Below are 26,676 nucleotides of genomic sequence, written 5' to 3' on the forward strand. Positions count from 1 at the left end.
TGTTAGGGTAAGCTAATTGTGAAGATCTGCTTCGTTTCTTGATTTTTCGAATTCATTACTTTTCGATTAAACGCTAGTGTTTTCCCATCGTGCGAAAGAACAATGTTGGTGGGCTCATTGTGTAGCTTAGCTGTCAAGTATTGCATTCTTTTTTCAAATGTTTCCGAACCTAGTTGACACTGGACTATTCTTCCCTCGTATACATAGAAAATAGATTTACCTGACGGATGCCAGCGCAAACTGCTGGTTACCGAATTTTTATGTTGGGTGATTTGTTGGCGCTTCCCTCCCTTCGGAGAAATTGTAAAAACTTGCCTAATGCCGTTGGTATCATAGGCTAAAAAGGCCAGGTTTTGTCCCATCAAATCGCTTCTTACGATACCTGTACAACCCGGGTACGGGGTTTCAGAAGTAAATGTTAATCGTTTTTGTGTAACTCCTTTGGGTGGGAAAGGCATGTGATCTAAAGTACCCTCCAAGGGACCCAAAGGACCATTTTGATTTATTTCCTTGGGAATAGTAACTAGGAAAACTTCATCTACTGGTTTCCCGTTTGCATCATTTACAGTTCCAATAAAGCTTCTTGCCATTTGGTAACCTCCCTCAGCAAGTGGATACCCATTTTTGCCCACCCAGGAATCGCCTAATGCTTGGCTGATTTCATCAGAACCGGGTTTAGGACTAGATACCACGTGAACCACGAGCGCGCTAAACCACGCTCCTGAATTATTTTCATGCGATATATCACTGTCAACTGCAACCGGATGATTTTTTTTAGCGACACCAATCGTCCTGAGATTATGTTTTTTGCCCGTTTTTGCTTCCAATGATTGCATGATCGCATCGTTATAGGTAAAGCCAATCCAATTCCCATCCCCACTAAATTCATGTCGGTGCGTACCACCCCGCAACGCACCTAAAGTAAATGGAAAATCTACATCCCGCGCATCCATGTAGATAGGAACATTCGGGTTTTTTTCATCAATAATTACACCCGTCCGCCGCCATTGCTGATAGGGATTTTCTTTCGAACTATGCATTAATCCACGAATGAAAACCACGGAAAAATCGATGGGAGAATAACTAACGGCACCTACGCCAGGGCCCCATTGGGTGTTTTCCTTTAGCGCATATAAAACCTTTTTCTCCCCGGTCTTTATGTGAACTTTTTCAATTTTACTCGAAATAGCGATGCCCCCTTCCTCCGTCCTCGTGTCGTACACGAGCCACTGATTATCAGGAGAAAAATTATCATTATTGTCTAAATCATGATTATATGTTAGGTCAAATGTAATTTGATTTTCAGGTAGTAAAGGCATGCTTTTACAAGAGGTTAATGTAAAAATTAAGGCTAAAAAGAAGTAAGCTATTTTCAATTGATTCATTTTTTCCAAACGTATAAAATGACTGATCTGTGCATTGAACATGACAAGTTTCGCTCCCTAAAACACTATAATAAAAATGCACTTGGATGAATATCCTCATGCGCGGTATGATCTTGAAAAAATTGTGCGATGCGTAAGATTGTGGCTTCGTCATATAATTTGCCAACAAACGATATTCCGGTAGGAAGCTTCGTTTTAGCATCCAAGCCCGTAGGGACACAAACAACTGGATGGCCGGTTAAGTTGGTAATCGCCGACTGGTTGCCTCCTCCGCGGGAAGGACAAATAATTGCATCGTATTGAGAGACTACCTCATTAACTTTTTGCATTAAGGTATAGCGATGTCGCTGAGCATTTATGTATTCCACGGCAGGGATAAAACGGGAAGCTCTGAATTGATTAGGCCAATCATTTTTGGTTTGACGGGTTAGCAGATCATCGATGTTTTTTCGCGTCAAATCGTCAAACTGAGCTGCACATTCTGCCCCGATAATTACATCCATCATATTAAACGTGTAAATATTTTCATCCGGAAAATCGACTGGTATCAATTGAACACCCTGCTTTCTCAAATCGGCCAGGACCCTCCATTCACTCCGGGATGTGTCTTTAATTTTATCAAAATAGTTTTTGGCATACGCAATTTTCATTCCTTTCAGCGAAAGATTGGCATTGTAGTTAAAAGGCATATCCAAAGCCGCTAAATCTTTCCCATCAGTTCCATGTAAGTAATGAAAAACAATGGCAGCATCTTGAGCTGACCGACAAATAGGTCCTACTTTATCTAATGAATAACTTAATGCCATGGCGCCAGACCGACTAATACGTCCAAAAGTAGGTCGTAATCCAGTCGCGCCACAAGTCGTTGCTGGCGAAACAATGCTTCCCCATGTCTCTGTCCCGATCGCGAAAGGAACAAGGCCAGCCACTGTTGCGGAAGCGGATCCGGCAGATGACCCCGAAGAACCAAAGTTTAAATTCCATGGATTTTTCGTTCTACCACCAAACCAGTAGTCACCCATCGCCAACGCCCCCAACGTGAATTTTGCCACCAAAACAGCGCCCGATTCCTTTAATTTTGAATACACATACGCGTCTTCCTCAATCACTTGATCTTTGTAAGGAGCCGCCCCCCACGTAGTCTTAGTTCCTTTGACTGAAAATAAATCTTTTAAGCCATATGGAATCCCATGCAACAATCCCCGATATTTTCCTGCAGCTATTTCTCGATCCGCCTGCCGCGCTTCCGCATAAGCCAAATCCTCTTGAATACTAATCACACATTGTAAAGTTGGCCCATAAGTCTTAATCCGCTCAATAAAAAATTGCGTTAATGCCACCGAAGTCACTTGCTTTGTTTTTAGTAAATGAGCCAATTGATCAATGGAATAAAAAGCTAAATCCGACTTATTTGAAGGTAATTTTAGCTGTGCTTGGGTCCATACTACAGGGCGCTTAACCGAATTGAATTTCATTCCTGGAAGTCTCGGATTCTGCCATAAACTCAATGGCACATCATTTCGCAAGGATAGCGCATGCATCGCCTTGTAATTCGCTAGGTTATCCACCACATCGGAATAAAGAGTGTCCAGCTCCTGCGTGGTAAACGTCAAATCAAAAAGTTTAGCAGCACTTGGTAAATCAGTTTTTGACTGAGCAAAAGCGGCGTTGCACATCATTAATAACAAAGCAATTTTCTTCATGCGCGTACTAATTTTATAATTGAAGGATAAGAAATTAATAACTCGGATTTTAAATTTAGTTAATCAATTTTGCTTTCCCATAAACCTTTCACTCAGACGCGTCCCGGGTTGACTTAATATTTATACATATCAAGGTAAAACTCGGAATCATTAGTGCCACATTAGAAAAAAAATTGTTTGATTTTTGAACATTTTTCATGTGCGAAAGGTTTAGCCATTATGAAAAATAAGCTCCCTTTTATCGCACTATTTTTAGTAGTCAGTATTTTTTTATCGTTTAAATCTTTATCCGTGTTCAAGACCGAAAACCAGAAATACAGGTTGGTTAAAAAAGAAGCAGGCTATGAAATCAGATTTTATCCCCAAGCTACTTTTGCTACTATTTACAGTTCAGGAACTAGTTATAAGTCGGTGGCCAGCAACGGATTCAGGAAGTTGGCTGGATATATATTTGGTGGAAATGACCAAGGGAAAAGCATTTCGATGACAGCTCCCGTGCGTATGGCATTTAACGAAAAGGGCTCATCCATGAGTTTTGTCATGCCAGAAAAATATACAGAGGCAACTTTACCTGTACCCAAGGACGAAAATGTGCACATTTCTAAATCTACAGCTCAATATGTTGCGGTAATTACGTTCAATGGATACGCAAGTGATGAGAAAATCAAAGAACAGCAAATTGCACTTCAACAACTACTTGATAAAAATAAGGTTAAAACAACTGGTGACTTTACCTTTTTAGGGTATAATGCTCCTTACCAATTCATTGGAAGAAAAAATGAGGTTATAATTCCGATCGAATGGAAAGAATAGCTCAAAACATTCGAACTGTTGCTCGTTAAAAACTTATTGGTTAATCTGCTTACAAACGAGACAAACAGAAATAATTCAAGTTACACTCAGCACATTATTGAATGATAAAAAGGTTTTTACCTTTTTGAGTTAGGTCGGCCGATTCAAATAAAATTCGTTGTACGGGACGATTGGACCACTTAGTTTTAAAGCTTTTATATTCAGGTCCTTCAGTGGAGGGCAAATCGACCGAAACAGTCCATTTCTTTGCGTCGTATTTGATGGAGTGGGTATCTCCGGTCGTGGTCTTTAACGAAATAATTCCCGGTTTAGCTAAATCAATTTGACAAAGTGTCATAAAAGACTGCTGTAATTTGCTTTGCTTTTGCGTAAGCTCATACGCGTCATTGATTTCAATTTGTTTTTTTACTTTGTTAAACTGAATGCTTCGTTGGTAATTCTTTATTCCTGCACTTTGCGGATAAGCCTTCGTTAAATCTAGGCTAATTCCACTCATTTTATCGCCAATCGTATGGGTCAGTTGGCCTGACTCAAATTCCCGTCCAGCTTTTTGTCCAATGCCATTAACGGTTGGTAAGTTATGGTATTCTGATTGCGTAAACCACAGATTATAACGCTCTGCGGAAAAGGTTCTTGCGGTATAATTCCCTCTTCCTGCATCGATAATGATAGGTTCTCCTTTTGCATAAAAAACAAAATCTCCTACATCGTTATGGTTGTGGGATTCAGCGTTATGTCCGCCATGTGCGGCAAAAAATAAGTCATCACTTCTAGATGTGAGAACTTGGATATCATTAAACCAATAATCAGCTAATGTAGGCTTATCAATTTTTGTTTTTGGCATCGAAGCGAAAGCCATCAAATTCCACAATTTTCGATGTTTTTGATGCCCAGTTAATGTAATAGCGGGCTCAAAATTTTGACTTGCCCAAAGTCCGAAATTAGCCAAAGGCTCATCATGAATCGCTTGACCAAATCGATATAGCATAATCCCATCCGGTTTTAGGGTCGGATCGGCATCTGCGAAATTGACAAAATAGTCATTTGAAATATGCATTTTATAGACATAAGAGGCCATTTTTTGAATAAATGGTTCACTGAAAATTTCACACTTATTATCGGTCGCTGTTGCTAATACCTGCAAGGCATCAAAGGCGCTTGCCCCTGCCGCAAACCAGTAAGATGGACCTTCGTCACATCCAGCATCTTCTCCCAAACCATTAAAATATAAATCTAAATAACCCATGTGTGTGTAAAGCTGGTTCCCGCGTCTGACCTCATCTTTTTCTACCAATAAATTAGCCAACATAATATTGGAGACGATCCAAGGATTCCAATTGTTGACCGTCCTCGTTTTACTTAAATAGCTGTAGCGATTTTGGTCTAAAAATGGAGTTAGAATTTTCTTATTGATTTCAAAATATATTCGAGAACGCAATAATTTAGAAATTTTATCTAATTTTTCGCCCACAAAAAAATCAGTAAGGGCTAAGCCTGCTGCTGTTTCAGCACCAAAAAGATCAACGGTAGGATCTTCTACATCAGGTAAATTTGTCTTCGCTTTTTGCACACTTAAATGAGCGGGTACTCCCCAATAAGTTTCCTCACAAATGGACCAAACATAGTTCATGATTTTTTCGGTGAATCGACCCTTGTCTTCTAATGTTTCTGCAATCACTAACTCCATCAAATTATTTCGTTTCCCATAGGAAATCTTTGCGTGCTCTTCGCGATCACCTGTTCGCAGGTATTCCATTAAAAGCGTTGCATCAATTGTAGGCACAGGGTTTTTTAAGATATTTTCAGCCCGTTTAATGATTTCTTTTTGTTCTTCCAATGGAACAATTTGACTCCATTCTTTACTTGTTTTGGGATAAGGAAGGTAGTTCTTTTGACTTATTAGCGTTTTTAGAACGTCCTCCTTCGTGAATTTTTTAGTTAGAAAATTTCGTTCGGTAACTTGACCAGCGGAAGAAAAAAGAATCAACGAAAGGAAAAGGGAAAGGAATTTTTTCATGGTTAATGCGAAGGAATTAGGAAAAATAATCAATATTAATTGATATAATTACTCCAAATTAACACATTAAGTTTGAAGAAATATAACTAGCTCAACACGTTCCCGTTCAGGATACATAAGAATATCCAAATCAAAGACTTTTTTACCAAACATTCATTCGGCCGAAAAATGAAAAAAATACACCTCTTATTCATGTTACTCAGTGCTCCTTTGTTCGCACAAAAAAAACCAAACATCGTACTTATTTTGGCGGACGATATGGGTTACAGTGACATTGGCCTAATGGGCTCCGAAATAAAGACCCCCAATCTGGACCTGTTAGGTAAAAATGGGGTCTTATTTACCCAATTCTACAACGCGGGTCGCTGTTGCCCTAGCCGCGCCGCACTACTCACAGGAATGTATCCGCATCAAGCAGGAATGGGGCTTATGGTCACAACTAAGCCATACGATAATGGTAAAACCTTTGCTCCGTATCAAGGATTTCTAAACCGTGAAACACCCACCATCGCTGAAGAACTACGAAAGCATGGATATCAGACTTTTATGTCGGGCAAATGGCACGTTGGCGAGCAACAAGAAGAATGGCCAAATCAGCGCGGATTTGATCATTATTTTGGACTTATTTCGGGAGCAACGAGTTATTATGAGGTGCTATCAAATCGCCAACTAATCGAGGATAACAAAAAATACATTCCGTCTGATCAGTTTTATATGACGGATGCCATCAGTGACAAGGCAATCGCGTATCTAAAATCCGCCAATTCGAAAAACCCATTTTTTCTTTATGTTGCCTATACAGCACCACATTGGCCATTACACGCACCTGAAAATTTGATTAACCAATACCGAAAAACATACCAAAAAGGCTGGGAAAGACTAAGAGAAGAGCGATTTGCCCGACAAAAGAAAATGGGGCTGCTCCCGAGCGCGGGTCAATTACCCGATTTGGATCCGGATGTCGCCCGGTTCGATACCCTAAAAAATCCGTCAAGCTACATCGATAAAATGGCGACCTACGCCGCCATGATGCAAATCATGGATGAGGGAATCGGTCGCATCATGCAAGAAGTAAAAGCATCTGGCGAATGGAATAATACCATTTTTGTTTTTTTATCCGACAATGGCGCATGCCATGAACTACTTGATGACCGCGCGGCAAAAGACTTAGGGGAAGCTGGATACCAAAAATCACTCAGTACGCCTGTTGGCGCCAAAGGCAGTTACACCACCTATGGCAAAGAATGGGCATCCGCCGGAAACACTCCCTTTCGCATGTATAAACATTGGATGCACGAAGGAGGTATCTCAACTCCATTAATTATCCACTTTCCCAAATTAATCACCAAAGGATTCCGAACGAACCAAGTCGGGCACATCATGGACCTTTTCCCCACGCTACTCGACATTGGAAAAATCAACCCATCTAAACCCGTTCAAGGTAAAAGCTTACTGCCGATTTTAAAACAAAAAACCCGGGAAGAACACCCATTTATCGCCTGGGAACACCAAGGAAATCGAGCCATCCGAGAAGGGGACTGGAAATTAGTTTGGGATAACAACCTCAAAAAATGGGAATTGTATAACTTGAAAAATGACCGCATAGAGGCCCATGATTTGGCAACTAAATTACCCGATAAACGCCTAGATCTCATCAATAAATATACCCAATGGGCACAAAACATCGGCGTCAAATGAAACTAATTCTCGTATTCCTTTTGATTTCTTTTTCCAGCCAGGCCTTGGAAATTTATCCAAAGGAATTAATCGCACAGACGTTGGAGAAGGCCAACAAACAACTAAGTCTAAAACCGGTCACCATCACCGCGACCGTTTGTTCACGTTCTGCAGGTGGAAAACACGATTTCTACTCCGAAGGAGATTATTGGTGGCCAGATCCAACGAACCCGGATGGACCGTACATTCAACGCGATGGAGAAACGAATCCGGAAAATTTTGTCGCTCACCGAATCGCCATGATTCGCTTCAGCGATATTGTGGGCACCCTGGCATCCGCTTATAAACTTAGCCACCAAAAACGCTATTCGGTTGCGGCAGTCGACCATTTTCGGGCTTGGTTCATTGATCCCGAAACACGCATGAACCCTTCCCTTCTTTATGCGCAAGCAATCAAGGGAAAAGCAACCGGCCGAGGAATAGGCATCATCGACACCATCCATTTTTTAGAGGTCATTAAAGCCTTAGAAGCACTTAAATCACAAATTTCTGTAGATGATTATGCCCAGATTGTCAACTGGTTTAAAGCTTATACCCAATGGCTAAGCACGCACCCCTATGGCCTGGCAGAACGGGATGCACTTAATAATCATGGTACTTGTTGGGCACTCCAAGTAGCCGTTTTTGCCTCTTTTACAGGCAATGCCGCGCTCGTTGATTTTTGTAGAAAACGCTACATGCAGGTTTTTATCCCAAACCAAATGGATCTAAATGGTTCTTTCCCACTTGAATTAAAACGCACCAAACCTTATGGATATTCACTCTTTAACCTAGACATCATGGCCACGCTAGCGCATGTTCTTCAGGTCTGGGATTGGAATATGGCCGACGGGCGTGGCATCCAAAAAGGAATTCAATTTTTACTGCCCTATATTCAAGACAAATCCCAATGGAAATACCCGGCAGATATCATGTTTTTTGACCAATGGCCCATCGCTCAATCATGCCTCTTTTTCGCGGGTGTCCACGGCAATAAAGTAGCCATGAATACGTGGAAAAAATTAAACCATTTCCCAAGCAATCCAGAAGTCGTTCGAAATAGCCCGATACGGAATCCTATTTTATGGTATTCGTTGGCAAACCAATAATTGAAATAACAGCGAATTGACCCTTTAATTACAGTTAATGCGCATATTTTTCTAACTCAGCTAATGAAATATAAGCTAGCGTCTGAATATGTGTGGCTTTCAAAATAACAGGGGGCGCCACGTTAGCATGATAAGCTTCAATCCATCGAGATACACATAAACACCATTTGTCCCCTTCCACCAGACCTTTAAAACCATATGCTGGATAATCAATTGTCAAGTCATTCCCTTTGCCTTTGGAATATTGCAGAAATTCATTGGTAACCACGGCACAAACCGTATGCGTTCCTCGATCATTTATGTCCGTTCGACAGCAACCATCTCTAAATGCCCCCGTCATGGGACTTGTTCCACAGATCACCAACGGTTCACCATATACGTTCAAGGAATTAGCTGTCATTTATCATTTTGCTTAGGTGTAAAAGTAAGCAAATTGGAATAAACAGGAATAGCTACGACAAAATCAAGTCAAGAAACATTGATCTTTAATTTTATTTTTTACGCATAAATACCTTACTTTAAATACTAAACCTACCCAATGAAAAAACTCCTACTTATCGCACTTTGCGGCATAGCTTTCCTATCGGAAGCAAAACCCAAAAAAGAAAAATGGATTCAGTTATTTAATGGTAAAAACCTAAAAAACTGGACAGTCAAAATCCACCACCATGAGGTTGGCGAGAATTTTGGAAATACATTTCGCGCTGAAGATGGAATGATCAAGGTTCGATATGACCAATATGACCAATTCAAGGAGCGGTATGGTCATCTATATTTCAATCAACCTTTTTCACATTATAAACTTCGCTTGCAATATCGCTTTACCGGTGTTTGGCGAAAAGATGCGCCTAGTTACACTGAGCGAAACTCGGGGGTCATGTTTCATTCACAAGACCCGCAAACAATGCCTAAAGAACAAGATTGGCCGATATCGGTCGAAATGCAATTCCTCGGAATTTTGGCAGACGGAAAACCAAGACCCACAGGGAACATGTGCTCGCCCGGAACCGATGTTGTTTATCAAGGTAGAATCGATCCGAGGCATTGCATCAACTCCAGCTCAAAAACATTTGAAAATGAACAATGGATAACCGCTGAATTAATTGTTCGTGGGGACTCTTTAGTTACGCATATAATAAATGGAGAAACGGTTTTGGAATATACCCAACCGCAGATAGGTGGTGGCGTGGCTAATCGCTATAACCCTGCTTTAAAAATTGATGGCCAACTGCTAAAAAGTGGATTCATCGCACTTCAAAGTGAAGGACAAGAAATTGATTTTAAAAATATTGAACTATTGGATTTGTCTAAAGAGCAGTAAACAACACAATGTTTAAAAATATAATAGGTTTAATCTTCTTCTTTTTAACATACAACGCACACGCGCAATTTCAAAAATTTACCTATGAAACGCAGCGCATGGGCTCCCCATTTCAGATTACAATTTCATGTGCAGATTCAACCGGAATTTCTAAAGCGGTAAAACGCGCTTTTCAATTGGCCTCACTCCTAGAAAGTGACCTAAGTGATTACCAATCAAATTCAGAACTCAGCCACGTAAATCGGCTTGCAGGAAGCGGTACATTTTATCCCATTCACGAACCATTTCGAGCTATTTTGAAGCAATCTCTTATGGCCCAAAAATTAACGCAAGGAGCTTTGAATGTGTCCGTGGGTAGACCCGTCGGGCTTTGGCGGCAGGCGCGGAAGCTTGGAGAAATGCCCGATTTGGAGGTGTTGCGCCAACTAGCCTTTAAGATACAAGGAACGTGTTTGGAGTTTTCAGCAGATTCTACACGGGTCAGGCTGCTTGACTCGGCATGCCAGCTGGACCTTGGGTCGTTGGGAAAGGGGTTCGTGGCCCAACGAGTTTTGGATGAATTAAAGACCCTTGGGTTTCCCTATGCGCTCGTTGACGCAGGTGGAAAAATTGTCATGACAAGCCAAGGACCTACCGATTTACCCTGGAAAGTAGGCATCGAAATACCTATATCCAACGCAACATTACCCGAATTACTCGCACTTAAGCATGTCGCTGTGGCAACTAGCGGAAAAACGTACCAGTCGGTGCGCCTCGGGGACCAACAATATTCACATGTAATAGATCCAAGAACTGGAATGGCAATGACGCATGCACGGTCTGCGACAGCTATTGCGGAAGATGGGACTTTGGCCGACTGGCTAGCGACGGCCGCTACAGTAATGACCTTGCAAGAAATTGAAAAATTAGTAGTAAAATTGGGAAATGTTCGCTTACTCGTTTTAGAAAATGAAACTGGTGAACCCAAAATCCTATTCAACTATAAACTGATTCCATATGAGGCAACTCGTATTTATTAGTCTTTTGTTTTCACATGCGCTATGGGGCCAGGGTCTAAAATCCTACCAACAATCCATTCCGGAGACACGCGTTAATTTTGATATGGTGGCCATTCCTTCCGGAAACTTCATTTTTGGTCAAACAGAAAAACAGTCGGGGGAAAAAATACAAGTTCCTGCTTTTTGGATGGGTAAAACGGAGGTGACTTATGATGAATATCAATTGTTTTTTGAGGAATCCCGCGACCCAGAACCAAAGCCCCCTAAAGAAGGTCCTGATGCTATAACAAGACCGAGTCCGCCGTATATTGATTTCACTTTGGGCATGGGAAAAGTGGGTGGATTCCCCGCAAATTCAATGCAACAATATGCCGCGCTGATGTATTGCAAGTGGTTATACGCAAAGACAGGCATTTTTTATCGCCTACCAACCGAGATAGAATGGGAATATGCGAGCAAAGCCGGGACTGAAATTCCCACGGACAGACTGAAAGATTATGCCTGGTTTAAAGGCAATTCAAATGAAAAATACCAACAAGTTGGCCTAAAAAAACCGAACGCCTTTGGATTACACGACATGCTAGGAAATGTCTCAGAATGGGTCTTAGATCACTATGATGAAGTTTATACACGGAAAGATAGTCCAGTCTTCATAGACAAATATGCCGATGCGGTTGTTCGCGGAGGGAATTTTCAGGATGAGGCAACGCAAGTTCGGCCGACGGCCCGCATGGCGGCAGATCCGATCTGGAACCGACGAGACCCTCAAGTACCCAAAAGTATCTGGTGGAATGCGGATGCTCCATTTGTGGGCTTTCGGATTATGCGACCAGCAAAGCAACCCACCAAACAAGAGATTAATACATTTTTTGAAAAATACTTATAAACTAAACCAGTTAAACGAATGAAAAATACAAGACGAGATTTCGTGAAGCAAACAGGCTTAACGGCGAGTGGAATAATTCTAGCCCCTTGGGCTGCAAATGCATTTTCAGGCCAAAGCCTGGTAAACGATACCCTAAAAGTTGCCTTAATCGGTTGTGGGGGGCGTGGAACAGGCGCGATTACGCAAGCCCTAAGCACGAAGGAAAATATACAATTAGTCGCGATGGCAGACGTATTCCGGGATCGCTTGGATGGCTGCTATGCAAGTCTGATGAAATCCCGCGCAAAGGATGCATCAGCTAAAGCAATTCCGGTAAGTCAAAAGGTAAATGTACCTGAGGATCGAAAATTTACAGGTTTTGATGGGTATAAAAAGGCGATGGAATTAGCTGATGTGGTCATCTTAACAACGCCACCGGGCTTCCGTCCAATGCATTTTGAAGAAGCTGTAGCTCAAGGAAAGCAAATTTTCATGGAGAAGCCTGTGGCAACAGATCCTGCTGGAATCCAACGCGTTTTAGATGCGGCGAAAATTGCAAAGCAAAAGAAGCTTAACGTGGTTGTTGGCCTACAACGCCATTACCAAAACTCATACCGCGAGATTATGAAGCGTATTCAGGATGGCCAAATTGGTGATGTAGTTTCAGCGTCTTGTTGGTGGAATAACGATGGTGTTTGGGTAAAACCGCGAAAAGAAGGACAGACGGAGATGGATTATCAATTACGGAATTGGTATTATTTTAATTGGATTTGCGGTGATCATATTACCGAACAACATATTCATAATATTGACGTCATTAACTGGGTAAAAAATGGATATCCAGTGCGCGCGCGCGGAACAGGTGGACGTGAAGTTCGGAAAGGCAAAGATTACGGTGAAATTTTCGATCACCACATTGTGGAATTTGAATATGCGGATGGAACAATTTTGAATAGTCAGTGTAGGCATATCCCAGGGACATGGGCCAAAGTAGACGAACATGTTATTGGTACCAAAGGAAAAGTGCATTTTGATGCGGCAAAGATTTTAGATTCCAAGGGCAATGTCCAATTTGCATTTGACAAAAAGACCAAAGAAAATAATCCATACCAAACCGAGCATGATGAGTTATGGGCAACCGTGGCTGCAGGTGAATATAAATTTGCAGATGCCGAAAATGGAGCTTATTCGACGATGACATCGATTTTAGGCCGAATGGCAACCTATTCCGGCCAAGTCATTGAGTGGGATAAGGCCATCAATTCAGGTATTAATATTGCTCCATCTCGATTTGCTTGGGATGCAGATATGCCATCCAAACCGGATGCAAATGGATTATATGCCGTAGCAGTACCAGGAAAAACGAACTATTTTAAGTGATAAAACTAGAACTGTTTTTTTTACATATTTAATAAGGCAAAAAAAACACCTCGCTCGAGGTGGTTTTTTTGATTAGACGAAGTATGCACCCTAGTCAAACACGTAAATGGCCTGTTTTAGTGCATAAATGCTTAGTTGGCCTATTTATTTCCAAGCGATCGGGGAAAAAACGATTTGGCTATAATCTTTATATTCATACAAGATGCCAATCGTATTTTTAGAAAGCTTTACTAAATCAGAATAAGCTGCAAAATCACGACTAGCCTCGGCCTCATTGCTTGCATGCGCAACGGGAATGTAGGTAGGCCATGTCTTTCCATCATCATAAGAGATTCGAAGGGTGAGTTTGTCCCGACGTTTTTCATTGGCCGCATTTGAAAATGCCAGAATATTTTTTTTGTTTTTTTGTCCCACCAAAAGAATGCTCCCCTCACAAATGGGGTCAGGTAATTGAGGATCAAAAGAGACGTTTTTCCATGTCGTGCCTGCATCTTCACTTACGCCAATGATTCGTTGGCGCACATCACCACGTTGATTTCGAATATTCATCATCAGCCGACCACCCGAAATTTCGGCTGCAGTGGATTCATTGCTACCGGGAATAGAAATTGATGCGCCAATTTGAAATGAATCGCCATGATCATCACTATAAAACGCATGAGCTCGATAATCAGCTCCTCGTTCTCCACGTGGACCCTCTGAGTGATTCGCTGCTACAAGTAATCGGCCTTGAAAGGGACCTTGAGAAAATTGCATCGCATGCCCAGGGCCATTTGCATAATGTCGCCAATCCTCTTTATAGGTATAATTTGGATTTCGGTTGGGCTGATTTGGCCGATGAACTTGACTTGTGATATTGACCGCTTGCGACCAAGAAATTCCGCCATCCGTAGAGGTCTTATACCAAACTTCACGAAGTCCTTTTCCTTCCCGGATTTCATTTTCATGGTTGTTCCCCGTATTGTAAAAAAGAAAAATTCGTCCATTCGGAAAACGTGGGTCGGAATCATCCAAAACGGGTGTTGGATTACCTGCTTGAAGCGAATCATAATCGGCAATGGTCTGAAGTGCTGACCAATGCCTACCTTGATCGTGGGATATTTTAAGCACAATATTGATATCCCCAAAATCGCCTGAACCGTGTACGCGCCCTTCCGCGAAGGCAAGTAAATTGCCTTGCTTATTTTTAATGATGGCTGGAATTCGATACGTTTTATGCCCTTCCGTACCCGAAGTAAAAACAGGAACGAAAGCCTGCTGAGCGTGCAATGAAACACTGAAAAAGATAAAAAAAGTGAGTACTCGCATAAAAATAAAATTGTTTATAAATAGCATTAATTTTTCAACTCGATATTGATGATAAAAAAATTAAAAGATTGTCAAAAAAAATTCTAATTTTAATCAAACGAAAAAACTCCGATTCAAAAATAAAATCTATTTGATGAAGACCTTTAAATTAAGAATAAGATGAAAAATTTACTAACAATAGGCTTGGTAATCAGCAACTTAATTGCTTTTAGCCAAAAACCAAACATCATATTTATTTTTTCAGATGACCATACTTCTCAAGCAATCAGCGCCTACGGTAGTAAAATAGCTAAAACTCCCAACATCGATCGCATCGCCAAAGCGGGAGCCATCTTACACAATAACGTGGTTAGTAATTCCATCTGTGGACCGAGTAGGGCGACGCTCCTAACAGGGAAATTCAGCCACATGAATGGTTACAAAGTAAATGAAAAAGTGTTTAACATCGACCAGGCCGTCTTCCCAGAAGCATTACAAAAAAATGGATATCAAACTGCTTGGGTAGGGAAAATGCATTTAGGGGGCCTTCCTCATGGATTTGACTTTTTAAATGTTTTACCCGGGCAAGGCCATTATTACAACCCAGACTTTATCAATCAAAAAAACGAGAAAATCCAATACGAAGGTTACGTTTCTGACCTAATTACGAAGTTTTCCAAAGAATGGCTTGGACAACGAGATAAATCAAAACCCTTTTTCATGGTAGTTGGCCACAAAGCCACGCACCGCGAATGGTTTCCAGATGTGCAGGATTTAGGGTCCTATGATGATGTGAATTTTCCGTTGCCTGCCAACTTCTATGATTCTTATGACGGCCGACCAGCCGCGCGGGACCAAGACATGACGGTGGATAAAACGATGGTTTTAGCTAGTGATTTAAAAGTAAATGCGAACTACAACAGTCCAGCATTTAAGCGATTTACTCCAGCGCAAAAAGCTGCGTATTACGATTACTACCAAAATAAAGTAACCAAAGACTTCGAGTCAAAGCAATTGACTGGAAAGGCTTTAGTTGAATGGAAATTCCAACGGTACATGCGGGATTATTTGTCTACAGCTCGTTCATTAGATCGGAATATTGGCGAACTGTTAGACTATTTAGACCAAACAGGTTTAGCCAAAAATACGGTTGTCATTTATGCCTCCGATCAAGGTTTTTACTTGGGAGAACATGGCTGGTTCGACAAACGATTTATCTATGAGGAGTCATTGAAAACGCCTTTTGTCATTAAATATCCGGGAACAATTAAAGCAGGCACGCAGGTGCGGCAGGTGGTTTCCAATGTCGATTGGGCTCCTACCCTTTTAGACATTGCTGGCGTGGAGCCAACGGCGGGGATGCAGGGGAAATCATTCTTTTCGCTGCTTAAAAATCCCAAAAAATCATGGGACAATAACGCGTATTATCATTATTATGAATATCCTCAGCCCCATCGGGTAGCGCCTCATTTTGGCTTGCGCACCGAACAATTCACCTTAGCTAAATTTTACGGGCCTCAAGATTCTTGGGAATTGTATGACATCAAAAAAGATCCCCAAAACATGAAAAATTTATACGGCGATAAAGCTTACGCCGCAATTATAAAGAAACTAAAGGCGACGCTAAAGGAAAAAATGATTGAGCATCAAGATACAGAAGCATTGGAATTGCTGGAGAAAGAACCCAAATAAGCTAACTTATTCGCCCAGATTTTTCACGCATCTAAAACCCGTATGTTCAAGTCCCGAATCAGGACTTGACTTCATTCGCGCCGCTACGCGATAACTTGCACAATACGAATCATTACATAAAAAAGATCCGCCACGCATCACTTTTTTGGGAATGCCAGGCTCATCAGGATCAAAACTATCTTGAGGTCCACGCGGAGAAACTGCCACTTTCGTAGCTAATTGCTTATAATAATCAGGCCTATAATTATCAGAACACCATTCCCAAACATTCCCAGCCATATCGGAAAGACCAAATCGATTTGCTGGGTAACTTTTAACGGGAGCCGTTGTAAACTTATAGCCATCTTTGGCATCATCTTGATACGGGAAATTACCCTGCCAAGTATTTGCTTTCATACTACCTTGATCTACTGATTCACTGCCCCAAGGGTACTCCAAATTTTTAAGTCCACCGCGCGCAGCCCACTCCCATTCCGCTTCGGTTGGCAATCTTTTACCCGCCCATTTAGCATAAGCGCGCGCATCATCCCAAGAGACCTGAACGACCGGATGATTTTCTTTGCCTTTAATATCTGAAAGTGGTCCAGATGGGTGGCGCCAATTAGCACCACGTCTAAATTGCCACCATTGACTATAATCATTCAAATTCACGGGACCACGTGTAGGTGTAAAAACTAACGAACTTGCTTCTAAAAGTGAATCAGGCGGACGAGGAGTTCCTACAGGCACTTGCTTTTTCATTTCTTCCCAGTCGATCGGCTTTTCCGCCGTAGTCACATAACCGGTAGCTTGAACAAATTCTTCAAATTGCGCATTTGTGACCTCAGTTTGGTCCATCCAAAAACCATTCAACTTAACTAAATGAACAGGATATTCGTCAGAGCGACCATCCTTACTATGTGATCCCATCTGAAAAGTTCCCCCAGGAATTTGAACCATCCCGAGTGTATTTTTAGACCTACTCACGGCAACTTTAGTCACATTTTTAGCTAAAATAATTCCTTTCTTACTTGGAACGGGAACATGACAAACGGGAATTTTTTTCTGTTGGGCCACCAAATTAAAACCGCATATCAGTATCATGAAAAGCAACTTTAGACGGAAGCGCACTTTTTTGATTGTCAGCATAGTTGGTTAAAATAGGTAAGGCATTAAATTAGCTAGGCCAACTGCAAATTAAGGTAAAAAATTAATCAATTCTTTTTAATTTAAGAATATCTCATCCACGAGTAATAAAGCTCTTTTATCCTTAGCCCCATGCCATTGCGGGATTTTTTCTAGGGGTTTGGCAATGATCTTTAACTCCTTAAAATTTGTTGGCTTAAACTTAACGTCTATCGCATACAACTCATGGAATTTCATTTCCTTAGGAACCGGAATTTTTAGGACTTGAATTCGTTTAAACTTGCCATTTGAATTCAATTTACCCCAAATCTCTATGGACTGCGGAGGAAATATACCCGTAGCTAACTCCTCCATGATTCGGAGGGAAACAACCGAAATTGTTTTCGGTGTTTTGAAATCTAAATTCAACTCCATGTCGTTATTTCGCACACCCGTCCAAAAATTAGCCCAAGCAGGACTATTGGCGTTAAATGTGCCGAGATTTCGGTCAAAAAACGATTTAGGCCCATTAGCTAAGTGAACTCTGTTTAAAGGTAAAACAACAGTCACACTATCAGGTTTAATGGCACATTTGTAGTATTCAAAAACGGACTCGTCGCTTCCTATCCATCCCGCCTTGAAAGCCCTTGCACGAATTCGCGTGTCAGCGCTAACACGAACCTTGCCATCAAAAATAGCTGATTTTAAGCTATCGGGTTCAGTACCATCCATGGTGTACCGAATTTGTACTCCCTTAATTGTGTGAAATAAGGTGAGTGGAGCATCCGTCTCAAAAATAGTTGACGTATTTTTCAATTCAGGTGGATTTAGCTTCAACGGGTTTTTGCCATCGTCCTTAAATCCAGCATTGACTTGTATCGAAGCAAACTTCGTCGCTATGCGCCTAAGTTCATCCTCAGTCAGAGGAGTATCCCACAAGTACACAGCTTGTAATTTTTTCAAGCCCATTAGCGCAGCTTGTAAATCTTGAAATTTTACTTGTGTTCCAGACAGCGAAATACTTTTCAAGCGTTCAAGCGTTTTTAAATCTAAAAGCCCCTTGGCTGATACATTCGTAAAATTCAAATCCAATCTTTCTAAATTCTTAAATTGAGAAATTATGGCTAAATCAGCGTCTTGAACTGGTAATTTGGCTACGCTTAGAAAAACAATTTGCTCTTTTATAGCTAAAAGCTCTTCTAATTTTTTCGAATTAAAATCACTTTTATTAAAAATATTTACGCGCAAAGCGGGGGAATTTTTAGCAATTGGTGTGATCGTTCGGTACTCATTAGCTAATTGATCAATTGTTTTCGAATCAGCTTCTGAAAAATCATACGCTACGTCTTGATTATTCACCGAAGCAAAGATCTTACTCGCTATCATTCGAAGTGAATCTGAAGGAACCAATTCGCTTACTTTCTTTGTAAAACTAGCATTTCCTTTAATCCATAGAGAAAGAATCTGCTTCTCCTCATCCGTTAACTGCGGTTGGCCAGATTCTGGCATGTGTTTTTCATCCGATATCGGTAAGTGTATGCGTTCAAGAAGTAAACTTAACTCAGGTTTACCGATTACAAATAGTTTACCATTTTTCCCACCTTTCACTAAATTAGTGATATCGGACATATCAAGCTCCCCTTTTTTCTTATCTGGATTGTGGCAACTGATGCACTTTTTCTCCAATATAGGTTTAACCATATGATCAAAAACAAGTGCATCCTCCAAGTAAATTTGCTTATTTTGATTGAGCGGAGCTAGTAAATATCCTTCACCATGCGTCAATGAAGCACCATAATGACCGGTGAATAAGAGTAAAATACTGACTAGGCCAACGAGTAACCTGGAACTTAGTTTTTGATAAAATGATCGATATCTGAGCCAATAGATCACACCAAAAACAATAAATAACGAAACGGCCGACCACTTATGCCAGAATAAGGTATCGCCAGTATACCCTGACTCTTTGGAAAGAAGCAAGCCGAAGATTGTAGTGAGGCCAGTCAAAACAGCACCGAATATCCATAAATCAGTCACCCATTTTTCAATAATTACTTGGGCGTCTGAAGTAGGTTGACTGAATCGAAAGAATTCAAAAATCAGTAGTAAGGCCAACAAAACAATCGGAAAATGTAATACAAGTGGATGCAGTCGGCCTACTGACTGCAGCCAAATGGGCACCACAAGTTGGTCTTCAAAAGCTAACAAAAAGACAAGAAAGACAGCTAAAGTGAATACAATTTGCTCAAAAACACCTCTCCAATTTTTATTCATCTTTAACTTAAAATATCTCGAACAACTTTTCCTGAAATGTCAGTTAATCGATAGCGTCTCCCTAAATGTTTGAAAATTAACTTTTCATGATTCAGCCCCAAGGTGTGTAAAACCGTAGCTTGAAAATCATGTACGTGAACTGGGTTTTTAATAATATTATAGCCCAATTCATCTGTTTCCCCATAAACCATACCTGGTTTAATTCCGCCACCAGCCATCCAAATACTGAAGCATCTTGGATGATGATCACGGCCATAATTTTCAGGTGTTAATTTCCCTTGGCTATAACTAGTCCGTCCAAACTCACCACCCCATATTACTAAGGTTTCATCTAGTAAACCTCTTTGTTTTAAATCGGTAACTAAAGCAGCAGATGCCTGATCTACATCTTTCGCTTGACTTTTTATTTCAAAAGGTAGATTACCATGTTGATCCCATCCCTGGTGATATAACTGAACAAAACGAACGCCATTTTCTGATAATTTACGCGCTAATAAGCAGTTCGCAGCAAATGTTCCAGGAACGAGGCAATCAGGTCCATACAGTTTAACTATGTCATCCGATTCTTTAGATAAATCCATGACCTCCGGTACAGCGGTTTGCATCCGATAGGCCATTTCATACTGTTTTACTTTAGCCGTTATCTCAGGATCTCCAAACTCTTCATACGACATTTGATTTAATTGGGCCAATTGATCCAACATTTCCCTGCGCTCATTACGTGCCATTCCTGCCGGATCATTAATGTATAAAACAGGGTCTTCTCCTTTTGAAAACTGAACACCTTGATGAATCGAATCTAAAAAACCATTTGACCAAAGTTTGGAATAAACGCCTTGACCATTACCAATACCTCTTGATAATAAGACGGTAAAGTCAGGAAGGTTCTTGTTTTCATTTCCTAATCCATAGCTCAACCAAGAACCCATACTTGGCCTATTGCCTTGCTGAGAACCTGTTTGCAAAAAAGTTAACGCAGGATCGTGGTTTATAGCCTCCGTGTACATCGATCGAATTACACAGATATCATCTACAATCTTAGACGTGTAAGGCATAATGTCACTAATCCAAGTTCCCGATTTTCCGTATTGCTTGAAATCTGTGAAGGATGCTGCCAACGGAAAACTTGCTTGGTTAGCTGTCATACCCGTTAAACGCTGCTCGCCCCGAACGGATGGCGGTAAGTCTAAGCCGTACATTTCACATAACTTAGGCTTATAATCAAAAGTCTCTAATTGTGACGGAGCCCCATTTTGAAACAAATAAATAACACGTTTAGCTTTAGGCGCAAAATGAGGAATACCCGGAGTAAATCCGGCATCATCACGATCACCACCATTGAGTAAACCCGGAATCATCAATGAGCCCAAAGCCACACTTCCGAGTCCTAAACTCATCGTAGAAAGAAAGCGCCTCCTATTGAAATTTAAACCATGTTCCAGTATTTCCTTTTCCATCATTTAAGATTTAGTAATCGTTTCCTCCAAATTATAAATTGTATTCACCACACGCATCATTGCAGCTAATAATTTTTTGTCCATTTTCGGGTTGATTGGGTATTCACCAACAGCCAGAATTTTAGTTGCTTGTGCTTGAGAAATTTTTGACCGTTGGTTCGTAAAGTATACGTTTAGCACATCCAACTCTTTTTGAGAAGGATTTCGACATACAATCATTCGAAATGCTTTTTTAATTTTGTCTAGTGGCTGACTTTTTTCTTGAAGCAATTTAGCTGCTAAAACACGAGACGCCTCCAGGACAGTCGGGTCGTTCAACATCATCAATGCTTGCAAAGGGGTATTCGTTTTCAGCCTTTTGACCTCACATAAATCCCGATTACTTGCATCAAAAATACTCATGGTTGGCGGTGGCACCGTCCGTTTAATTAATGTATAAATTCCACGTCGATATAAACTTTCGCCATGATCTTGCACATAAATAGACAGTAAACCTCTACCTGAGGTAGCTCCTTCCCACAATCCGGGAGGCTGATACGGTTTTACGCTAGGTCCACCTATTTTGGGGATCAACAAACCGCTACTAGCCAAAACTAAATCCCGAATATTTTCAGCATTAATGTGGTAGCGAGATGATCTAGAAAAGAATATATTTTCAGGATCCTTAGCTAACTTTTCAGGGCTTGATACAGCTGATTGTCGGTAAGTTGCCGAAACAACCATCTGTTTAATTAACCTTTTTACATTCCAACCATGCTCCATAAAATCAACTGCAAGCCAATCAAGTAATTTAGGATGCGTAGGTAATTCTCCTTGCATACCGAAGTCACCTGTCGTCTTGACAATCCCTTTTCCAAAAAACTCCTGCCACACTTGATTCACAAAAACGCGAGCCGTAAGTGGATTTTTTTTATCAAAAAGCCATTTTGACAAGCCTAATCTATTTTTCGGATAGTTCTTATTGAAAGGCAAAATGGCGTTTGGTGTTCCCGGACTCACCTCATCACCCGGCGCATCGTAAGCCCCACGTTTTAAAATAAACGTTTTCCTTGCCGTATCCATGTCGGTCATCACGGAAACAATAAGCCGGTTGGTGTCTGGCTTATTAATAAATTTCAATATGCTTTTAACTTCTTCATTGGTAATTTCCATCAAAGGCTTTTTAGCATACGTCTCTGGGCCACCAATGACAGACTCGATACCAACCTCTTTGATGTTGTTAAAAAAGGCAAACATTTTGTAATACTCTTTCTGGGATAATGGATCGTATTTATGGTCATGGCAATGTGCGCATTCCAACGTCATTCCTAAAAATGCTTTCCCAAATAAATCATTTCGATCGGTGACATAGCTCAGTCTATATTCCTCCTGAATAACGCCACCTTCCTCGGTAATTTTGTGATTGCGGTTAAAGCCAGTTGCCAGCAACAACTCCTTGGTCTTGTTCGGGAATGCCGGATCAATTAAAAAGTCACCAGCGAGTTGCCAAGTAACAAATTGGTCATAAGGCATATTTTTATTCAAGGCATAAATCACCCAGTCTCTCCAAGGCCATTGGGTGCGGTACCCGTCATCTTGGTACCCATGCGAATCTGCATACCTTGCTAAATCCAACCAATAAATAGCCATCTTCTCTCCATAAGCTGGATTTTTAAGAAGCTCGTCAACCATTTTTTCGTATGCTAATGGGCTTTTGTCCGCTAAAAAGCGATCCATCATGGAAATTGTAGGAGGTAATCCTGTCAAATCAATGCTCAAACGTTTCAATAAACGCTCTTTGTCGGCCTCATCATTAGGCTTTAAGCCACGCTGCTCTTGTTTCTCCGCAATAAAATAATCAATCTCATTTTTAGCCCAAGATTGATTCGCTATTTCAGGCAAAGCTGACTTTTTAGGAGCGACAAAAGACCAATGTTTTTCATATTTCGCGCCTTGCTTAATCCATTTTTTTATCACTGAAATCTCAAACTCCTCTAACTTTAAGTTCGAAGTAGCGGGAGGCATTAATTTAACTGAATCTTTGGTGACCATTCTAAGGTAGGCCTCGGAAGCATTCGGATCTCCTGCAACCCATGCATGTGCACTAGGATGTTCTTTCAGCGCTTGAAAAGCTAAAACTGGATCGTCTAAACGTAAACCCGCCTGGCGTTTTTTTTCATCGGGTCCATGGCAAACAAAGCATTTATCAGACAAAATTGGACGCACATCAAAGTTGTAACTGATCTCATCAGGCAACTCAGGTTCGGATATTTGAACTTCTGAATTTCTATTGCAGCCGTTTAAGGTCCATATAATTGCACCAAGTAATAGAAGGGAAAGAAATAGTTTGTTGTTCTTCATTAGACTAATAAATCTTGTACGGCTTTACCCTTCCCATCTGGGGTTGTGTAGAAAGGTCGCTTCTCAATTTCATATTGGGTTTCAGGCTTTATACCTAAAGCATGATAGATGGTTTGATGAATTCCATCAATTTTAACTGGATTTTCAATCGATTTACACGGTCGTTCATCAGCTGTTTTACCATATACGTGACCGCGCTTAACGCCTCCGCCCCACATCAGAATAGAACAACCATCCGTGAAGTGACGATGCATCCCATAAAATTTAATGTCATTCAAAATCTCAGGTTGTTTCACCTGCTCTTGAACTTTGAGATCAGGCCTACCTTCAACCATCATATCGCGGCTAAATTCACTGGCTAAGATAACCAGTGTCCGATCTAAATGACCTGTTTCATCCAAGTCTTTGATTAATTGCGCAATGGGCCCATCAATCATTTTTTTCATTCCTGCTAAACGTGTATGACCATTTTCGTGGGTGTCCCAGCCAACAAATGGTTCGTATTCAGTAGTTACACTTATAAAACGAGCACCCTGTTCTGTTAATCTCCTTGCTAATAAACACCCTAATCCAAATCGGCCGGTATTGTATTTATCGTATTTCTCCTTAGGTTCAGTACTTAAATTAAAGGCCTTTGATTCCGGTGAATTCAACAAAATATAGGCTTGTTCCATGGATCTGCGCAATGATTCTTTTTGGTAATCACTACCAAATTCACCATGAGCACTTTGTGAAATTAAATTATTGTACAATTGATTTCTACTTTCAAATCGCTTCATATTCATCCCCACGGGAGGACGAACGCTGTCCAAACCTTGACTTGGATCTGGAATCATAAAAGGACCATGCTCATTGCCCAAGAAACCTGCTGTATGAAAAGCCTTCAATTCCTCTGCCTCTCCTACGGTAAAACGCTGGCCAATATCTATAAAAGAAGGTATTACAGGGTTTTTAGGCCCTAATTCTTTGGAAATCCAAGCACCAATATGGGGAGCTGCAACAGATTGAGGGGGTTCATAACTCGTATGCCAGTGATACTGGTGACGTGAGTGAAGTATATGACCTAAATCAGCCGCAACATACGAACGAATCAGGGTTCCTTTGTCCATAACACTGGCCATGGATTCCAATCCTTCTGAAAAATTAATTCCATCCAAGGCCGTCGGAATGGATTTAAACGTGCTTAAAACACGATCACCCTCCATACCTTTTTCGTAAGCGGTGTATCTTTTAGGATCAAACGTCTCTGTATGTGCCATCCCACCAGCCATCCACAATAAAATAACTGTGTCAGCCGTGGCCATCTTTTTGGCCAACTCATTCGTTGGCTCAGCCATTAAACTTGCGATGGGAGAACCTAAACCCAATGCAGCTATCGTAGCTGCACTCGTATTTTGCAAAAAGGTTCGTCTATTCCAATGGTTTTCCATAGTCAAATTTAAATAATTAATTGAAATTCCGGAAGCAAGGTAACAGCCCAAACTAAATCATGAATCCCTTCCACACTTGGCTTTTTCCCAATATACTTCACAGCTAACATAAGCTCTTTCGCATTAGGCTCTCGACCAAGTGCTTTTAAATATAAGGCCTTTACCAAAGATTCACCCGTTGTATATTTTTGCGCCCAAATTTCAGCTCCCTTTCGTAAGGACAAGTTAAATTTATTTCCATTTGTCAATTCCAATGCCTGTAACAAATTGGCCTGCGAAATCCGACTCGTCGATACGTTTTCTCGGTTAGGCCGACCCAGCGCAGTCAAAAATGCATCATTCTTAACCAAGGATGCCCGAGCAAATGGAATGTCATTTTTAAAATCAGCCGGTAGCATCTTTTTAACTAAAGCTGAATCCGTATAAATCGGGTAGAATGATTGACTCACCGCATCTGCAAATTGCTCAGCCGTAATTCTACGTTTCATGATCCCTCTAAATACGAAATTAGAAGCGGTCAGCATTTGAGATTCCTTCAGTCCGACTGCCGGAGTTTGATAGGTTTTGGACAATACGATTTGACGCATCAAGCGTTTAATATCATAGCCATTGGCCGTGAAATCAGAAGCTAACCAGTCCAACAAGTCTTGACTCCAAGGCTCATTGTCCATCATATCGACCGGTTCAATAATGCCTCTACCCATTAATTGAGCCCAAACTCTGTTCACCAACGTTCTATATAAACGTCCGTTCTTCTTCTGAACTAAAATATCAGCTAATTGGACCAAACGATCCGCCGTAATGGAGGTCTCCTTAATTTTTCCCAAGGAATTATACAATACACCATAGCCCGCCATACGGCCAGTAGGCACATCACAACGATGAATTTCCAAGGTTTTATTCGAGAAAACATTCGCAAAAGCATAGGCATCATCCAGCTTCCAATCACTGATAAAACTATCGTGGCAAGAAGTACATTTCAAATTCAATCCCAATAACACTTGAGACACATTTTGTGCGGCTTGCATCTCCGTACTTTGACTCGAATTAATCGTACCCCGCCATTGAATACCACGAATAAATCCCTCTGATTCTTTTGTTGGGCTAATTAATTCCTTCACAAACGTATTATACGGTTTATTGTTCTTCAATGAACCATAAAGCCATTTGGTTATTCCAAAGCGACCATTGGTAATGTAACCGGTACCCGAATAATCATTGCGAAGCACATCATTCCAAAATGTTAACCAATGTTGCGCATATCCATCGTTATTAACCAGAAGTTTATCGACCCAAATTTCACGTTTATTGGGTCTTGTATCTTGAACGAAAGCTGCGATATTTTCCGGACTTGGCAACAAACCAGTAATATCTAAATACACACGTCTGAGGTATGTTTTGTCGTCTACCGTTTTAGGCCAATTGATTTTATTTTTCTTAAAATAGGCATTGACAAACAAGTCAATTGGATGATTTAAATTAGCCGTAGGCCCAGGTACCGCAGGTAATCTAGGTTCCAATTCTGCCACACGGTATAAACTTTTCTCAGGTCCTGCTGCCCATGGAGCGCCTTGTTGGATCCAATATTCCAGCATAGCAATATCCTCCTTGCCTACCCGCTTTCCTTTTGTAGGCATCGCATCATCATGTCCAGCCGGTAATTTAATGCGGCGAATAATTTCACTTTTACTCGGATTCCCAGCAACTAAAATCGGACCACTTTCGCCACCTTTGAAAAGGAGTTCTTTTTTATCTAACCGCAAGCCCCCTTTTGTTTTGGTCGCA

Annotated in this window: 19 protein-coding genes; 8 read left to right on the top strand and 11 right to left on the bottom strand. The window is 41.0% G+C overall.

Annotation, left to right across the window (positions count from 1 at the left end; genetic code table 11):
- Nucleotides 1-2 precede the first annotated feature (2 nt).
- On the bottom strand, nucleotides 3-1,319 hold the full coding sequence (locus ACIQ6T_RS04420; protein ID WP_395784642.1) for a DUF3748 domain-containing protein: 1,317 nt from the start codon (nucleotides 1,317-1,319) through the stop codon (nucleotides 3-5).
- Between the two features lie 131 nt (nucleotides 1,320-1,450).
- On the bottom strand, nucleotides 1,451-3,088 hold the full coding sequence (locus ACIQ6T_RS04425) for an amidase (RefSeq protein ID WP_395784644.1): 1,638 nt from the start codon (nucleotides 3,086-3,088) through the stop codon (nucleotides 1,451-1,453).
- Between the two features lie 291 nt (nucleotides 3,089-3,379).
- Here ACIQ6T_RS04425 and ACIQ6T_RS04430 point away from each other — a divergent pair, with 291 nt between their 5' ends.
- A complete protein-coding gene (locus ACIQ6T_RS04430; protein ID WP_395784646.1) occupies nucleotides 3,380-3,901 on the top strand; it encodes an SOUL family heme-binding protein in 522 nt (173 codons plus the stop codon).
- Nucleotides 3,902-3,995: 94 nt separating this feature from the next.
- On the opposite strand, the gene ACIQ6T_RS04435 is transcribed toward ACIQ6T_RS04430, so the two are convergent.
- Nucleotides 3,996-5,918, bottom strand: a complete 1,923-nt coding sequence (locus ACIQ6T_RS04435) for a heparinase II/III family protein (RefSeq protein WP_395784648.1) — start codon at nucleotides 5,916-5,918, stop codon at nucleotides 3,996-3,998.
- A gap of 168 nt (nucleotides 5,919-6,086) precedes the next feature.
- Here ACIQ6T_RS04435 and ACIQ6T_RS04440 point away from each other — a divergent pair, with 168 nt between their 5' ends.
- Both ACIQ6T_RS04440 and ACIQ6T_RS04445 read left to right on the top strand, forming a co-directional pair.
- Complete coding sequence (locus ACIQ6T_RS04440) at nucleotides 6,087-7,616, top strand: arylsulfatase (RefSeq protein ID WP_395784650.1); 1,530 nt, start codon at nucleotides 6,087-6,089, stop codon at nucleotides 7,614-7,616.
- Nucleotides 7,613-8,743: an alginate lyase family protein gene (locus ACIQ6T_RS04445; protein ID WP_395784652.1), complete on the top strand. Its 1,131-nt coding sequence runs from the start codon at nucleotides 7,613-7,615 to the stop codon at nucleotides 8,741-8,743. Before ACIQ6T_RS04440 ends, ACIQ6T_RS04445 begins: the two co-directional genes overlap by 4 nt.
- A gap of 34 nt (nucleotides 8,744-8,777) precedes the next feature.
- Here ACIQ6T_RS04445 and ACIQ6T_RS04450 read toward each other — a convergent pair whose 3' ends face one another.
- The gene (locus ACIQ6T_RS04450) at nucleotides 8,778-9,143 is read right to left on the bottom strand and encodes a DUF2237 family protein (protein WP_395784654.1); all 366 of its coding nucleotides are present in this window, start codon (nucleotides 9,141-9,143) and stop codon (nucleotides 8,778-8,780) included.
- A gap of 138 nt (nucleotides 9,144-9,281) precedes the next feature.
- On the opposite strand from ACIQ6T_RS04450, the gene ACIQ6T_RS04455 reads away from it, so the two are divergent.
- From ACIQ6T_RS04455 to ACIQ6T_RS04470, 4 genes are read left to right on the top strand one after another with little or no spacing between them, the layout of a single operon-like run.
- Nucleotides 9,282-10,064, top strand: coding sequence for a DUF1080 domain-containing protein (locus ACIQ6T_RS04455; protein ID WP_395784656.1), 783 nt, complete (start codon nucleotides 9,282-9,284; stop codon nucleotides 10,062-10,064).
- 8 nt (nucleotides 10,065-10,072) lie between these two features.
- Nucleotides 10,073-11,083, top strand: a complete 1,011-nt coding sequence (locus ACIQ6T_RS04460; RefSeq protein ID WP_395784658.1) for an FAD:protein FMN transferase — start codon at nucleotides 10,073-10,075, stop codon at nucleotides 11,081-11,083.
- Nucleotides 11,061-11,948, top strand: coding sequence for a formylglycine-generating enzyme family protein (locus ACIQ6T_RS04465; RefSeq protein ID WP_395784660.1), 888 nt, complete (start codon nucleotides 11,061-11,063; stop codon nucleotides 11,946-11,948). The genes ACIQ6T_RS04460 and ACIQ6T_RS04465 overlap by 23 nt, the downstream gene beginning before the upstream one ends.
- Before the next feature lie 18 nt (nucleotides 11,949-11,966).
- Nucleotides 11,967-13,307, top strand: coding sequence for a Gfo/Idh/MocA family protein (locus ACIQ6T_RS04470; RefSeq protein WP_395784662.1), 1,341 nt, complete (start codon nucleotides 11,967-11,969; stop codon nucleotides 13,305-13,307).
- A gap of 144 nt (nucleotides 13,308-13,451) precedes the next feature.
- Here ACIQ6T_RS04470 and ACIQ6T_RS04475 read toward each other — a convergent pair whose 3' ends face one another.
- Nucleotides 13,452-14,615 carry an exo-alpha-sialidase gene (locus tag ACIQ6T_RS04475; protein WP_395784664.1) on the bottom strand — a complete coding sequence of 388 codons (1,164 nt, stop codon included), beginning with the start codon at nucleotides 14,613-14,615 and terminating at the stop codon, nucleotides 13,452-13,454.
- A gap of 159 nt (nucleotides 14,616-14,774) precedes the next feature.
- Between ACIQ6T_RS04475 and ACIQ6T_RS04480 the strand changes: the two genes are divergently transcribed.
- On the top strand, nucleotides 14,775-16,286 hold the full coding sequence (locus ACIQ6T_RS04480; protein WP_395784666.1) for a sulfatase: 1,512 nt from the start codon (nucleotides 14,775-14,777) through the stop codon (nucleotides 16,284-16,286).
- A gap of 6 nt (nucleotides 16,287-16,292) precedes the next feature.
- Here the strand turns inward: ACIQ6T_RS04480 and ACIQ6T_RS04485 are convergent, their stop codons facing one another.
- From ACIQ6T_RS04485 to ACIQ6T_RS04510, 6 genes are all read right to left on the bottom strand, one after another.
- Nucleotides 16,293-17,369, bottom strand: coding sequence for a formylglycine-generating enzyme family protein (locus tag ACIQ6T_RS04485; RefSeq protein WP_395784668.1), 1,077 nt, complete (start codon nucleotides 17,367-17,369; stop codon nucleotides 16,293-16,295).
- 120 nt (nucleotides 17,370-17,489) lie between these two features.
- Nucleotides 17,490-19,664, bottom strand: coding sequence for a c-type cytochrome domain-containing protein (locus tag ACIQ6T_RS04490; RefSeq protein ID WP_395784670.1), 2,175 nt, complete (start codon nucleotides 19,662-19,664; stop codon nucleotides 17,490-17,492).
- Nucleotides 19,665-19,666: 2 nt separating this feature from the next.
- Nucleotides 19,667-21,121 carry a DUF1501 domain-containing protein gene (locus tag ACIQ6T_RS04495; protein WP_395784672.1) on the bottom strand — a complete coding sequence of 485 codons (1,455 nt, stop codon included), beginning with the start codon at nucleotides 21,119-21,121 and terminating at the stop codon, nucleotides 19,667-19,669.
- 3 nt (nucleotides 21,122-21,124) lie between these two features.
- Nucleotides 21,125-23,461, bottom strand: coding sequence for a PSD1 and planctomycete cytochrome C domain-containing protein (locus tag ACIQ6T_RS04500; protein WP_395784674.1), 2,337 nt, complete (start codon nucleotides 23,459-23,461; stop codon nucleotides 21,125-21,127).
- On the bottom strand, nucleotides 23,461-24,891 hold the full coding sequence (locus ACIQ6T_RS04505; RefSeq protein ID WP_395784676.1) for a DUF1501 domain-containing protein: 1,431 nt from the start codon (nucleotides 24,889-24,891) through the stop codon (nucleotides 23,461-23,463). The genes ACIQ6T_RS04500 and ACIQ6T_RS04505 overlap by 1 nt, the downstream gene beginning before the upstream one ends.
- A gap of 8 nt (nucleotides 24,892-24,899) precedes the next feature.
- Nucleotides 24,900-26,676: PSD1 and planctomycete cytochrome C domain-containing protein (locus ACIQ6T_RS04510; RefSeq protein ID WP_395784678.1), on the bottom strand; the 1,777-nt coding region annotated here is incomplete at its 5' end.

The organism is Aquirufa sp. (genome assembly GCF_044377215.1).
Classification (GTDB): Bacteria; Bacteroidota; Bacteroidia; order Cytophagales; family Spirosomataceae; genus Aquirufa.

What these genes read in the sequence shown, in the direction of transcription:
- ACIQ6T_RS04420 (WP_395784642.1), bottom strand. Translation starts at nt 1,319, where the DNA reads ATGCCTTTACTACCTGAAAATCAAATTACATTTGACCTAACATATAAT.
- ACIQ6T_RS04425 (WP_395784644.1), bottom strand. Translation starts at nt 3,088, where the DNA reads ATGAAGAAAATTGCTTTGTTATTAATGATGTGCAACGCCGCTTTTGCT.
- ACIQ6T_RS04435 (WP_395784648.1), bottom strand. Translation starts at nt 5,918, where the DNA reads ATGAAAAAATTCCTTTCCCTTTTCCTTTCGTTGATTCTTTTTTCTTCC.
- ACIQ6T_RS04440 (WP_395784650.1), top strand. Translation starts at nt 6,087, where the DNA reads ATGAAAAAAATACACCTCTTATTCATGTTACTCAGTGCTCCTTTGTTC.
- ACIQ6T_RS04445 (WP_395784652.1), top strand. Translation starts at nt 7,613, where the DNA reads ATGAAACTAATTCTCGTATTCCTTTTGATTTCTTTTTCCAGCCAGGCC.
- ACIQ6T_RS04450 (WP_395784654.1), bottom strand. Translation starts at nt 9,143, where the DNA reads ATGACAGCTAATTCCTTGAACGTATATGGTGAACCGTTGGTGATCTGT.
- ACIQ6T_RS04455 (WP_395784656.1), top strand. Translation starts at nt 9,282, where the DNA reads ATGAAAAAACTCCTACTTATCGCACTTTGCGGCATAGCTTTCCTATCG.
- ACIQ6T_RS04460 (WP_395784658.1), top strand. Translation starts at nt 10,073, where the DNA reads ATGTTTAAAAATATAATAGGTTTAATCTTCTTCTTTTTAACATACAAC.
- ACIQ6T_RS04465 (WP_395784660.1), top strand. Translation starts at nt 11,061, where the DNA reads ATGAGGCAACTCGTATTTATTAGTCTTTTGTTTTCACATGCGCTATGG.
- ACIQ6T_RS04470 (WP_395784662.1), top strand. Translation starts at nt 11,967, where the DNA reads ATGAAAAATACAAGACGAGATTTCGTGAAGCAAACAGGCTTAACGGCG.
- ACIQ6T_RS04475 (WP_395784664.1), bottom strand. Translation starts at nt 14,615, where the DNA reads ATGCGAGTACTCACTTTTTTTATCTTTTTCAGTGTTTCATTGCACGCT.
- ACIQ6T_RS04480 (WP_395784666.1), top strand. Translation starts at nt 14,775, where the DNA reads ATGAAAAATTTACTAACAATAGGCTTGGTAATCAGCAACTTAATTGCT.
- ACIQ6T_RS04485 (WP_395784668.1), bottom strand. Translation starts at nt 17,369, where the DNA reads ATGATACTGATATGCGGTTTTAATTTGGTGGCCCAACAGAAAAAAATT.
- ACIQ6T_RS04490 (WP_395784670.1), bottom strand. Translation starts at nt 19,664, where the DNA reads ATGAATAAAAATTGGAGAGGTGTTTTTGAGCAAATTGTATTCACTTTA.
- ACIQ6T_RS04495 (WP_395784672.1), bottom strand. Translation starts at nt 21,121, where the DNA reads ATGGAAAAGGAAATACTGGAACATGGTTTAAATTTCAATAGGAGGCGC.
- ACIQ6T_RS04500 (WP_395784674.1), bottom strand. Translation starts at nt 23,461, where the DNA reads ATGAAGAACAACAAACTATTTCTTTCCCTTCTATTACTTGGTGCAATT.
- ACIQ6T_RS04505 (WP_395784676.1), bottom strand. Translation starts at nt 24,891, where the DNA reads ATGGAAAACCATTGGAATAGACGAACCTTTTTGCAAAATACGAGTGCA.